General features: G+C 67.3%; 14 protein-coding genes. 13 read left to right on the forward strand and 1 reads right to left on the reverse strand.

Translation table 11 applies throughout. The features are described from left to right. The first annotated feature begins 48 nt into the window (after positions 1-48). The 4 genes from truA (at position 49) to glmM (ending at position 3,513) form a co-directional block, all read left to right on the forward strand. Complete coding sequence (truA, locus tag E3N85_RS11800) at positions 49-972, forward strand: tRNA pseudouridine(38-40) synthase TruA (RefSeq protein WP_241978469.1); 924 nt, start codon at positions 49-51, stop codon at positions 970-972. Between the two features lie 177 nt (positions 973-1,149). Continuing rightward, positions 1,150-1,596, forward strand: coding sequence for a 50S ribosomal protein L13 (gene rplM / locus E3N85_RS11805; protein ID WP_104083755.1), 447 nt, complete (start codon positions 1,150-1,152; stop codon positions 1,594-1,596). 50 nt (positions 1,597-1,646) lie between these two features. After that, positions 1,647-2,132 carry a 30S ribosomal protein S9 gene (gene rpsI / locus E3N85_RS11810; RefSeq protein ID WP_104083754.1) on the forward strand — a complete coding sequence of 162 codons (486 nt, stop codon included), beginning with the start codon at positions 1,647-1,649 and terminating at the stop codon, positions 2,130-2,132. A gap of 19 nt (positions 2,133-2,151) precedes the next feature. Then, positions 2,152-3,513, forward strand: coding sequence for a phosphoglucosamine mutase (gene glmM / locus E3N85_RS11815; protein ID WP_134463402.1), 1,362 nt, complete (start codon positions 2,152-2,154; stop codon positions 3,511-3,513). 98 nt (positions 3,514-3,611) lie between these two features. Here glmM and coaA read toward each other — a convergent pair whose 3' ends face one another. After that, positions 3,612-4,568, reverse strand: coding sequence for a type I pantothenate kinase (gene coaA, locus E3N85_RS11820; protein ID WP_134463404.1), 957 nt, complete (start codon positions 4,566-4,568; stop codon positions 3,612-3,614). Positions 4,569-4,602: 34 nt separating this feature from the next. Between coaA and glmS the strand changes: the two genes are divergently transcribed. The 9 genes from glmS to E3N85_RS11865 all read left to right on the forward strand — a co-directional run bounded on the left by glmS (position 4,603) and on the right by E3N85_RS11865 (position 12,089). Next, positions 4,603-6,453, forward strand: coding sequence for a glutamine--fructose-6-phosphate transaminase (isomerizing) (glmS, locus tag E3N85_RS11825; protein ID WP_134463406.1), 1,851 nt, complete (start codon positions 4,603-4,605; stop codon positions 6,451-6,453). Positions 6,454-6,472: 19 nt separating this feature from the next. After that, positions 6,473-6,829: a holo-ACP synthase gene (locus E3N85_RS11830; RefSeq protein ID WP_134463408.1), complete on the forward strand. Its 357-nt coding sequence runs from the start codon at positions 6,473-6,475 to the stop codon at positions 6,827-6,829. A gap of 47 nt (positions 6,830-6,876) precedes the next feature. After that, positions 6,877-7,947: an alanine racemase gene (gene alr, locus E3N85_RS11835; RefSeq protein ID WP_134463620.1), complete on the forward strand. Its 1,071-nt coding sequence runs from the start codon at positions 6,877-6,879 to the stop codon at positions 7,945-7,947. After that, positions 7,940-8,458 carry a tRNA (adenosine(37)-N6)-threonylcarbamoyltransferase complex ATPase subunit type 1 TsaE gene (gene tsaE / locus E3N85_RS11840; protein ID WP_134463410.1) on the forward strand — a complete coding sequence of 173 codons (519 nt, stop codon included), beginning with the start codon at positions 7,940-7,942 and terminating at the stop codon, positions 8,456-8,458. Before alr ends, tsaE begins: the two co-directional genes overlap by 8 nt. Before the next feature lie 68 nt (positions 8,459-8,526). Next, positions 8,527-9,294, forward strand: coding sequence for a sulfite exporter TauE/SafE family protein (locus E3N85_RS11845; protein WP_134463412.1), 768 nt, complete (start codon positions 8,527-8,529; stop codon positions 9,292-9,294). Between the two features lie 44 nt (positions 9,295-9,338). Next, positions 9,339-9,974 (forward strand): tRNA (adenosine(37)-N6)-threonylcarbamoyltransferase complex dimerization subunit type 1 TsaB, encoded by a 636-nt coding sequence (gene tsaB, locus E3N85_RS11850; protein ID WP_134463414.1) that lies wholly within the window; start codon positions 9,339-9,341, stop codon positions 9,972-9,974. Beyond that, positions 9,971-10,477, forward strand: coding sequence for a ribosomal protein S18-alanine N-acetyltransferase (rimI, locus tag E3N85_RS11855; protein WP_134463416.1), 507 nt, complete (start codon positions 9,971-9,973; stop codon positions 10,475-10,477). The genes tsaB and rimI overlap by 4 nt, the downstream gene beginning before the upstream one ends. Then, a complete protein-coding gene (tsaD, locus tag E3N85_RS11860; RefSeq protein ID WP_134463418.1) occupies positions 10,474-11,544 on the forward strand; it encodes a tRNA (adenosine(37)-N6)-threonylcarbamoyltransferase complex transferase subunit TsaD in 1,071 nt (356 codons plus the stop codon). The genes rimI and tsaD overlap by 4 nt, the downstream gene beginning before the upstream one ends. An 83-nt stretch (positions 11,545-11,627) precedes the next feature. Beyond that, entirely contained in the window at positions 11,628-12,089 is a 462-nt protein-coding gene (locus E3N85_RS11865) for a DUF4190 domain-containing protein (protein WP_134463420.1), read from the forward strand. Positions 12,090-12,122: the final 33 nt, after the last annotated feature.

Consider the following 12,122-nt stretch of genomic DNA (forward strand, 5'->3'; position numbering starts at 1 on the left):
AAGGCCGCCATCAACGATAACCCGCGCGTGCCACCTAGGCTTACCCTCGTGACTCTTTTTGTGCCCCGCGCCGCTCATGCAGCGCTCGGCTCCACGCGCATCCGGCTCGACCTCGCCTACGACGGCACCGATTTCACCGGCTGGGCCCGCCAGCCGGGCTTTCGCTCCGTGCAGGCCGACATCGAAAACGGGCTCGCCGGCATCCTGCAAAGCTTTCCCCCGCACCCCACCCTGATCGTCGCCGGCCGAACGGATGCCGGGGTGCACGCCCGCGGGCAGGTCGCCCATTTCGACCTCACCGCCGAACAGGCCCACTCCCTGGTGCGCATCCAGCGCGGCACCGGAAATCGCCCCCCGGTCGATCTCGGCACCGCCATCCTGCGTCGCCTCGGCGGGATCCTCGTGACCAAGCCCGACATCGTGCTGCGCCGGGCCACGGTCGTACCCGGCGGTTTCGACGCCCGGTTCTCGGCCATGTGGCGCCGCTATGAGTACCGCATCGCCGATCCGCTCGCTCTGCGCGACCCGCAGCAGCGCCTGCGCACCACATGGCATCCGTTCAAACTCGATCTTCCCGCGATGCAGGCGGCTGCGGCGACCCTGGTCGGCCTGCACGACTTTGCGGCCTACTGCAAGCCACGCCCGGGCGCGACGACCATTCGCACCGTGCAGGACTTTCGCTGGCACCGCGACGACGACGGCCTCATTATCGCCACCATCCAGGCGGATGCCTTCTGCCACAGCATGGTGCGCGCCATGGTCGGCGCCTGCGTGGCTGTGGGGGAGGGGCGCCTCGACGGCAGCACCCTCGCTACCCTGCACTTTGACAATCACCGCATCAGCGAGTTCAAGGTGATGCAGGCGCACGGCCTCACGCTGATCGACGTGGGCTACCCCGACGACGCCGCACTGGCGCAGCGCGCCATTGATACCCGCAACCGGCGCTCACTGCCGGTCGTTGTCGCGGAGTGAACTCTGACCCAGGTTGCGTCCGCGGTCGGGGCCGACTATCGTTGGCCCTTGGTGTCTGTGCGTTGCAGCGCGGCACCCGAACGTGAGCCCTCCATCGACAGTGTTCTCCTCACGAGAACACGCCCGGAGCGGGATTCACGAACACCTCCGTTCGAAAAAGAAGAAAGCAGCACAACAGTGACGCGCACTTACACCCCCAAGGCAAGCGAACTCCAGCACGACTGGGTTGTCATCGATGCCACCGATATCGTTCTCGGACGTCTGGCCAGCCACGCGGCAATCCTGCTGCGCGGCAAGCACAAGGCCACCTTCTCCCCGCACATGGACGGTGGCGACTTCGTCATCATCGTCAATGCCGAGAAGGTTGCCCTCACAGGCAAGAAGCTCGACCTGAAGATCGCTTACCGCCACTCGGGTTACCCGGGCGGCCTCACGGCGACCAACTACTCCGAGATGCTCGAGAAGCACCCGACCCGTGCGGTCGAAAAAGCGATTCGCGGCATGCTGCCGAAGAACTCGCTCGGTCGCGCCCAGCTCACCAAGCTGAAGGTTTACGCCGGCCCTGAGCACCCGCACTCCGCTCAGCAGCCCACGCCGTACACCCTCAGCCAGGTCGCGCAGTAGCGCCGGCAACCAGACTTCTCGACTCTTAGATAAAAAGGATTCCCATCATCGTGGCGAAGATCGCAGACCAGATTGACCAAGCTCCGGAGAGCTACTCCACCGAGACTCCGGCCGAAACCGTAACCAAGGCGCCCCGCGCCGTCCTCAACGTTCCCGGCGCAGCCGTCGGCCGTCGCAAGCAGGCCATCGCCCGCGTGCGCATCGTCCCCGGCTCCGGCACGATCGTTGTCAACGGCCGCGAGTTCGCCGACTACTTCCCGAACAAGCTGCACCAGCAGCTGATCAACGACCCGTTCAAGGTTCTCGACCTGCTCGGCTCGTACGACGTCATCGCTCGCATCACCGGCGGTGGCCCGTCCGGCCAGGCCGGCGCGCTTCGCCTCGGCATTGCACGCTCGCTCAACCTGATCGACGAAGAGAACAACCGCGCCATCCTCAAGAAGAACGGCTTCCTCAGCCGCGACGCTCGCGTCAAGGAGCGTAAGAAGGCCGGACTCAAGAAGGCCCGTAAGGCACCTCAGTTCAGCAAGCGCTAACCGGATAGCCGACGACGATATGACTCGTCTGTTCGGCACGGACGGCGTTCGGGGCCTGGCCAACCGTGATCTCACGGCTGGCCTGGCCCTGAGCCTTGCCCAAGCCAGCGCCGCCGTGCTCACCACGGGGCGTCGCGCTCAGGCGCGGCTCGCCGCCGATCAGCGGCCCGTTGCCGTGGTCGCCCGTGATCCGCGTATTTCCGGTGAGTTTCTCACCGCTGCCGTGTCGGCCGGCCTGGCCTCGAGCGGTGTCGACGTGCTCGACGCCGGGGTCATTCCCACTCCCGCCGCGGCCTTCTTGGTCAACGACATCGGTGCCGACTTCGGTGTGATGATTTCTGCCTCACACAACGCGGCGCCCGATAACGGCATCAAGATCTTCGCCTTTGGCGGAACCAAACTTCCCGACGACGTCGAGGACCGCATCGAGGCCTACATCGGACGTGACACGCTCATGCCGATCGCCGGCGACGTGGGACGCATCCGTCGCTTCGCCGACGCCGAAGACCGCTACGTCGTGCACCTGCTCACCACGCTGCCGCACCGCCTCGACGGCATCCACGTTGTGCTCGACTGCGCCCACGGCGCCGCCGCCGGCGTCTCGCCGCAGGTGTTCACGGATGCCGGTGCTCGCCTCACCGTGATCGGTGCCGACCCCGACGGCCTCAACATCAACGACGGCGTGGGCTCGACCCACCTCGACAACCTCGCCCGGGCCGTGCTCGAACACGGTGCCGACATCGGTATCGCGCACGACGGCGACGCCGACCGGTGCCTCGCCGTGGACCGCGACGGCAACGTCGTCGACGGTGACCAGATCATGGCGATCCTGGCCGTGTCGATGGCTGAGCGGGGGGTGCTGAAGGATCGCACGCTCGTGGCGACCGTCATGAGCAACCTCGGCCTGCGCAAGGCCATGGCGGCCAACGACATCACCGTGGTGCAGACCAAGGTCGGCGACCGGTACGTGCTCGAAGAACTGAACGCCCACGGGTACTCGCTCGGCGGCGAACAATCCGGTCACGTCATCATGACCAAATTCGCCACGACCGGCGACGGTATCCTCACCGGGCTGCACCTCGTAGCCGAAATGGCGCGCACCGGTAAGACGCTCGCCGAACTGGCATCCGTCATGACGGTGTACCCGCAGATTCTGGTGAACGTGCGCGGAGTGGACCACAAGGCGCTCGGCGCTGACGAGGTCATCGCCCAGGCCGTGCTCGCCGCGGAAACCGAACTGGGCGACACCGGCCGGGTGCTGCTGCGCCCCTCCGGCACCGAGCCCATGGTGCGCGTCATGGTGGAAGCCGCCGACCAGCCCACCGCCGACCGCCTGGCGCACGCCCTGGCCGACGTCGTGCGCGAGCGCCTGGCCCTTTAGCACTTCCGGGCGCAGGCCGGATGGCTGGGCGCCTGTTCGTCGGTGCGCCCCGTCATCGGCTGGCGCCCAGGCCACGCGTGCACCGCGCCCGGAGCGGGTCAGACCTTGCGCAGGAGCACCTTCGCGACGGCATGCGTCGGGTCCTTGCGCAGCACCAAAGTCGCACGGGAGCGGGTGGGACGGATGTTCTGCAGCAGGTTGGGCTCGTTGATGCTGGTCCAGATGCTGCGCGCCCTAGCGCGGGCCTCCTCTTCGGTGAGTTCGGCGTAGCGGTGAAAGAACGAGTTGGGATTGGCGAACGCCCCGCGCTGCAGCTTGAGAAAACGTTCCTCGTACCAGCGGGCGATGTCCTGGGTGCGGGCATCCACATAGATGGTGAAGTCGAACAGGTCACTCACCGAGAGGCCGTGGCCGGGCCCGGGAGGCTGGAGCACGTTGAGTCCCTCGACGATGAGGATGTCGGGCTGGCGCACGACGATCTGGGCGTCCGGCACGATGTCGTAACTCAGGTGCGAGTAGAACGGTGAGCGCACCTCGGGGGCACCGCTCTTGACCGCGCTCACGAAGCGCAGCAGGGCGCGTCGATCGTAGGACTCCGGAAATCCCTTGCGCTCCATCAGACCCCGGCGGTTCAGCTCCGCATTGGGAAACAGGAAGCCATCGGTCGTGACGAGCTCAACCCGGGGGGTGTCCTCCCAGCGGGAGAGCATCTTGCGCAGCAGCCGTGCAGCGGTCGATTTGCCGACGGCGACCGAACCGGCCACACCGATCACGAACGGCGTGGGGCGGGCACGTTCTCCCAGAAACCCACTTGTCGCACGGTGCAGCGTGCGCGCATTCGCCGCGTAGAGGTTGAGCAAGCGGCTCAACGGAAGGTAGACATCCTTCACCTCGTTGATATCGAGCGGCTCACCGATGCCACGCAACTGCACGATCTCGGTTTCTTTGAGCGGGAGCAGGGTGGTCGGCGCGAGGGCCGCCCAGTCCGCTCGGTCGAGCTCCACGAAGGGGGTACCGTGACCGTTCACTACAGGGGTCAGCACCGGATCGGACATTGTCCCAAGCTTAGTCCGACTAAAATTGACTTCCATGTGCGGAATCGTGGGTTATGTCGGAAGCAACAAGACCATTGATGTTCTCATGGGCGGGCTCGGACGGCTCGAATATCGGGGGTATGACTCCGCCGGGATCGCCGTTATCGACGATTTCGGTGTGCTCAACACCGCCAAGAAGGCCGGCAAGCTCGCGGCCTTGACCAATGAGCTGAAGGCCCACCCCATCAATAACGGCACGACCGGCATCGGTCACACCCGCTGGGCCACCCACGGCGGCCCCACCGATGGCAATGCCCACCCGCACCTCGGTGACAACAACAAGCTCGCCCTCATCCACAACGGCATCATCGAGAACTTCGCCGTGCTGCGCGACGAGCTGCTCGCCGAGGGCTTCACCTTTCTAAGCGAAACCGACACCGAGGTCGCCGCGGTGCTGCTCGGCCGCGAGTACCAGCGTGTCGGCGACCTGGGCGAGGCTTTCCGCGCCATCGTGGCCCGCCTCGACGGCGCGTTCACGCTGCTCGCCGTGCACCAGGACCAGCCCGGCGTCGTCGTGGGCGCCCGCCGCAACTCGCCGCTGGTCATCGGCCTCGGCGACGGCGAGAATTTTCTCGGCTCCGACGTTGCCGCGTTCGTCGAGTACACCCGCCGCGCCGTCGCCATCGGCCAGGACCAGATCGTCACCATCACGGCGGATGCCGTCACCGTCACCGACTTCGACGGTCACCCCGTCGAGACCGAAGAGTTCGACATCGCCTGGGACGCCTCCGCCAGTGAAAAGGGCGGCTGGTCCAGCTTCATGGCCAAGGAAGTCTCCGAGCAGCCGGATGCCGTCGCCAACACCCTGCGCGGGCGCATCATCGACGGCCACGTGGTCGTGCCGGAACTGACCGAATTCGGCGATGATGTGCTCGCGGGCATCCGTCGCATCGTCATCGTCGCGTGTGGAACGGCCGCCTACGCCGCGCAGACCGCTAAGTACGCCATCGAAAAGTGGACGCGGGTGCCGGTGGACGTGGAACTCAGCCACGAGTTCCGATACCGTGACCCGGTGCTCGACGACCACACCCTGGTGATCTCGATCAGCCAGTCCGGCGAAACCATGGACACGCTCATGGCCGTCAAGTACGCCATGTCGCTCGGCGCCAAGGCGATCTCGATCTGCAACACGCAGGGCGCGACCATCCCGCGCGAATCCGACGCCGTGATCTACACGCACGCCGGCCCCGAAGTGGCCGTGGCGTCGACCAAGGCCTTCGTGGCCCAGATCACCGCGCTCTACCTGTTCGCGCTGCACCTCGCCCGCGTGCGCGGCAGCCTCACCGAGGCCGACCAGGCCGTGCAGGTCGCCGAACTGCAGGCCATGCCGGAGAAGATCCAGGCCGTCCTCGGCGTCGAAGATGAGGTGCGCCAGCTCGCCCGCTGGATGAGCGACACCCGCGCGGTGCTGTTCCTCGGCCGCCACGTCGGGTTTCCGATCGCGCTCGAGGGGGCGCTCAAGCTCAAAGAACTCGCCTACATTCACGCCGAAGGCTTCGCCGCCGGTGAACTCAAGCACGGTCCGATCGCACTGATCGAGCCCGGCCAGCCGGTGTTCGTCGTCGTACCGAGCCCGCGCGGTTCCGCCCACCTGCACCCGAAGGTCGTCTCCAACATTCAGGAGATCCGTGCCCGCGGTGCCCGCATCATCGCCATCGCCGAGGTCGGCGACGCCGCCGTGCTGCCGTTTGCCGACACCGTGATTCACATTCCGTTGGCCGCGCCCCTGTTCGAGCCACTGCTGGCCGTGCTGCCGTTGCAGATGTTCGCCATGGAGCTCGCCATCGCCAAGGGGCTCGATGTCGACCAGCCGCGCAACCTGGCGAAGTCCGTCACGGTCGAGTAATGCTGGTCGAGGCGGCACGGTGATCATGGGTATTGGCGTCGACGTGGTCGACCTGGCGCGGTTCACCCGCCAGGTCGAGCGCACCCCGCGCCTCGTACCCCGGCTGTTCGCCCCGAGCGAACGCGGTCTGCCGACGCACTCCCTCGCGGCGCGCTTCGCCGCCAAGGAGGCCCTGATCAAGGCCCTCGGCGACAGCGCAGGGGCTACCTGGCAAGAGATGGAAATCGTGAACGACCCGCACGGCAACCCTGAATTCAGGCTCAGCGGGGCGGCCCTGGCCGCTCTGACCGATCGTGGCATCAGCCGCGTGCACGTCACCATGACCCACGACGCCGGCGTGGCCTGCGCCTTCGTCGTCGCCGAGGGGGAGAAGTGACCGGGTTTCGCGAGGCCGTGATCGACCTCGCCGCGATCCGCAGCAACATGGCGTACCTGCGCCAACTCGTCGGCACCCCGCACGCGATGGCGGTGGTCAAGGCCGATGCCTACGGCCACGGTGCCGTTCCGGTAGCGCGCGCCGCCCTCGCCGGTGGCGCCGACTGGCTCGGCGTCGCCGATATCGACGAGGCCCTGGCCCTGCGTGACGCTGGCATCGACGCACCGATATTGGCGTGGCTGCATGACCCCGACGCCGATTTCAGTGCCGCTATCGGCGATGACGTCACCCTCGGGCTGTCGTCTTTGCGACAGGTGCAACAGGTCGCGGATGCCGCGACAGAACTCGGCCGGGCCGCATCCGTTCATCTGAAACTGGAAACCGGCCTCAGCCGCAACGGTGTGCACGAAAACGACTGGGCCGCGGTGTTCGCGCTCGCTGCCGCACTCGAGCGGGTCGGACTGCTGCGCGTCGAGGGTGTGATGAGCCACCTCGCCAACGCTTCCGCGTTCGACGACCAGCAGGCGCTGGAGTGTTTCGAACGCGGGGTTGAGGCCGCCCGCGCGGCCGGCCTGACGCCGACGCTGGTGCATGTGGCCTCGTCGGCGGCGGCGCTGCGCCTGCCGGCTGCCCGCTTCTCCATGGTGCGGTTCGGCATCACCCTCTACGGACTGTCGCCGTTCGCTGATGCGACCTCGGCCGACCTCGGGTTGGTTCCGGCCATGACCCTGCGCGGCCGGGTGGCCCACGTGCGCCGGGTGAGCGCCGGCGCCGGTGTCTCCTACGACTATCTATGGCGGGCACCGCACGATTCCACGCTCGTGCTCGTGCCGCTCGGCTATGCCGACGGTATTCCGCGGCAGGCATCGGGCACGGCACTCGTGCACATTCACGGCGCGAACTACCCGGTTGTCGGGCGGGTGGCGATGGACCAGTTCGTGGTCAACCTCGGTGCCGACAACCCCGGCGTGGCCGTCGGCGATGAGGTCGTGGTGTTCGGCGACCCGGTCACCGGAGCGCCGAGCGCGACCGACTGGGCCGACGCCGCCGGCACGATCAACTACGAGATCGTGACCCGCATCGGGCACCGGGTGACTCGGCGGCACCTCAATGGCTGAGCTTCACCGCACCGTTCCCGATGCCGCGGCGATGCACCAATTCGGCATCGACCTCGCTGGCACCCTCCAACCCGGTGACCTGATCGTACTCACCGGGCCGCTCGGTGCTGGCAAGACCACCCTCACGCGGGGCCTCGGCGAGGGACTGCAGGTGCGTGGGGCGGTGACCAGTCCGACCTTCGTGCTTGCACGCACACATCCAAGCCTCGTCGGCGGGCCACCGTTCGTGCACGTCGACGCCTACCGCCTGAACAGTGCCATGGAACTCGACGACCTCGACATCGATTTCGCCCACTCCATCGTCGTGGTCGAGTGGGGCCGCGGGCTGCTCGACGGCATCACCGAGTCCTGGCTCGAAATCGAGATCGAGCGGCCGCATGGCCGGGCGCTCGTGACGTCGGAAACGGATGCCGCAGCATCCGTTCTCGATCTGGATCACGACCTGGACGAGCCGCGCACCGTGACCCTGGCCGGTCACGGCCCCCGCTGGGCCCGCCTGGCGTTGGTCTAGCGTGTTCACTAGTGCCCGTTGTCGGCGACGTAGCCGTTGAACACTCGAACGCAGGGAACTCTGACTAAATGACTCTTCTTGAAGGTGCCATCATCCTGGTCGCCGGCATTGCCGCGGGCATCATCAACGTGGTGGCCGGCGCCGGAACGCTCATCACCTTTCCCACGCTGCTGGCCTTGGGGATCCCCCCGATCACGGCGAACGTGTCGAACACCGTCGGTCTGGTTCCCGGATCGATCGCGGGGGTCTACGGTTACCGCCGCGAGCTCAAGTCCGAATGGCGGCCGGTGGCCTGGATGGCCGTGTTCTCGGCCGTCGGTGGGGTCGCCGGCGGGTTGCTTCTGCTCGTGCTGCCCGAGGAAGCCTTCTCCCAGGTCGTGCCGTTTCTCTTGGTGCTCGCCGCCCTGCTCTCGGCAGTTCAGCCTCGAGTTGCGCGGTACGTTCGGCGGAAGGCTCCGGAAGGCGTCTCCACCGACACCCGGCCGATCACATTCGGTCTCGTGCTCGGTATCCTCGGCACGGGGGTCTACGGCGGATATTTCGGAGCGGCTCAGGGTGTGGTGTTGCTGGCGCTGCTGGGCATTCTCTGGTCCACCGACATGCACCGGGCCAACGGTGCCAAGAACGTGTTGGCCGGTATGGCCAACCTCGTGTCATCGATCATCTTCATCTCGAGCGGCACCGTCGACTGGATGATTGTCTTACTGATCGGTGTCGGGTCTGCTTCTGGAGGGTGGTTCGGCGTTCGGATCGGACGCCGCCTCTCGGCCCCCGTGTTGCGAGCGATCCTCGTGATCGTCGCGCTGACGGCCGCCGTCGTACTCTTTGTGACCTGATGTCGCCCGCGCCCGCCGCGTGCCACAGCGCCTAGGCTGAACGGGTGCTACTTGCCATCGATACCTCCGCCGGCACGAGCGTGGCCGTCGTCGACCTGAACCGCGGGGTGCTCGCCGAACGCGGCGAAGCCGACACCATGCGTCACGCCGAAATCGTCGGCCCCTTCATTCTGGAGTGCCTCCGGGAGGCGAACATCGCGCCCGCGGCACTGTCCGGCGTGGTCGGCGGCATGGGCCCCGGCCCGTTTACCGGCCTGCGCGTCGGCATCGCGTCGGCCCGCGTCTTCGCCCTCGGCGCCGGCAAGCCGCTCGTACCGGTGATCAGCCACGACGCCATCGCCTACGGGCACTACCGCCGTGGCCACACCGGCCCGCTCGTCGTCGTCACCGACGCCCGGCGCCGCGAAATCTACTGGAGTGCCTACTCGCACGCGGATGCCGCGGGTCTGCCCGTGCGCGTCGGCTCGCCCGGCCTGGCCAAACCGGCCGACCTCGACGACCCGAACTGGCTGCACGCGGGCTGGCTGCGCCTGGACGCCGCCACGGTGTCGGCGGGAGAACTCGGCATGGTCGCCGAACTGACCCATGCCCACCAACGCCCGTTCGCGGCCAATGAGCCGCTCTACCTGCGTTCGCCCGACGTCACACTCTCCGCCGGTCCCAAGCGGGTCAGCCGATGACCTGGCAGCTGCGCCGCGCGCACGAGGTCGACCTGGCGGCAATCATGCAGCTCGAAACCAACATCTTCGAGAACGATGCCTGGTCGGCGACCATGATGGCACGCGACCTCGGCGACCCGGCCTGCTATTACCTCGTGGCGTTCCCACCCGACGATCCCACCCGGGTCGAGGGCTACGCCGGGCTGCTCGCGCCGCGGGGAGCCACCGAGGGCGACATCCAGACCATCGCCGTCGTCGACGCGGCGCGCGCACGCGGCCTCGGCCGAACGCTCATGCAGGCGCTCATCAGCGAGGCCCGCAAGCGCGGCGCCCGGCTGATCTTTCTCGAGGTGCGGGCTGACAACCCTGGCGCCCAACGCCTGTACGAACGCCTCGGATTCATCGAGGTCGGGGTGCGGCGCGGTTACTACCAGCCCGACAACGTCGATGCCATCGTCATGCGCCTCAATATTCCCGAACTGGAATCTATGCTCACCACACCGGCAGTAACCGTGCACTCATGAACCGTACCGATCCACTCGTGCTCGGCATCGAGACCTCGTGCGACGAAACCGGCATCGGCATCGTGCGCGGAACCGTTCTGCTCTCCAATACCATCGCGAGTTCGATGGACGAGCACGCCCGCTACGGCGGCGTCGTGCCGGAGATCGCGGCGCGGGCACACCTCGACGAGCTCGTGCCGGCCATCAACGCGGCCGTTGCAGAGGCGGGCATCCGCTTGGCCGACCTGGACGCCATCGCCGTCACCTGCGGGCCGGGCCTCTCCGGCGCCCTCATGGTCGGTGTCGGCGCCGCCAAGGCGCTCGCCGTCGCCCTCGACAAGCCGATCTACGCGGTCAACCACCTCGTCGGCCACGTCGGTGCCGACCTGCTGCGCAGCGACACCGACACGAGTGACACCGAACCGCTGGAGTACCCGACGATCGCCCTGCTCGTCTCCGGCGGCCACACCTCGCTGCTGCTCGTGCGCGACCTGGTCAGCGACGTCGAGCTGCTGGGCGAGACGATCGACGACGCCGCCGGCGAGGCCTTCGACAAGGTCGCCCGCCTGCTGTCGCTGCCCTACCCGGGCGGGCCGCAGATCGACCGGGTGGCCGCCGACGGCAACCCGAGGGCCATCCGCTTTCCGCGCGGACTCAGCCAACCCAAGGACATGGCCGCGCACCGCTACGACTTCTCGTTCTCAGGCCTGAAGACGTCGGTCGCGCGCTTCGTCGAACAGCGGCAGGATGCCGGTGAACCGGTGCCGATCAGCGATGTCGCGGCGAGTTTTCGGGAGGCGGTCGTCGACATTCTGCTCCGCAAAGCCCTCGCGGCGTGCGCCGATTACGGCGTGCCGCGCCTGCTGCTCGGCGGCGGCGTCATCGCCAACGCCCGGCTGCGCGCAGTGGCCACCGCCCGAACGGATGCTGCCGGCGTCGTCCTGCGCATTCCGCCCCTCTCGCTCTGCACCGACAACGGTGCCATGATCGCCGCGCTCGGCGCGCAGCTCATCATGGCCGGGCACGAGCCCTCGACGCTAGAATTCGGCGCCGATTCCACCCTGCCGGTCGGTCAGATTCAGGTCTGATCTGCCGTTAAAGTCTGCGTAGCGCAGGCTCAGGCGATATTCTGGCCTGCGACCACGGAACGAAAATATTAAGGAGATCGCAGATGTCTGACCCCACCCAGCCCCCCGTCGACCCGACAAACTCGAAGCCTGCCGACTCCGGCGCGCCGCCGGCCACCCCGGCCGGCCCCGCCTACCCGGACTACCCGGCGTCGGCCACCCCGGCCGCTCCCGCCTATGACCAGGCCTATGGCCAGGCTCCGGCTTACGGCCAGCCGCCCGCGTACGGTCAGAACCCCTATGGGCAGCAGAACCCACAGGACAAGTTCAACGTCCTGTCGATCATCTCGCTCGTGACCTCGATTCTCGGCATTTCGCTCGTCGGCGTGATTACCGGACACATCGGCATGAGCCAGATCAAGAAGACCGGCGAAAAGGGCCGCGGCCTCGCTCTTGGGGGGCTGGTCGTCGGCTACCTCGGCCTGGCCCTCGGTCTCATCGCCGCCATCATTTTCATCGCCGTGTTCATCGGCGCCGCCACCACCGGATCGAACTACTACAACTAGCCACGCACCGGGCGGCCCGTGCGCGGCCGCCCG

This window comes from Cryobacterium sp. Hz9, assembly GCF_004402825.1.
Taxonomy (GTDB): Bacteria; Actinomycetota; Actinomycetes; order Actinomycetales; family Microbacteriaceae; genus Cryobacterium; species Cryobacterium gelidum.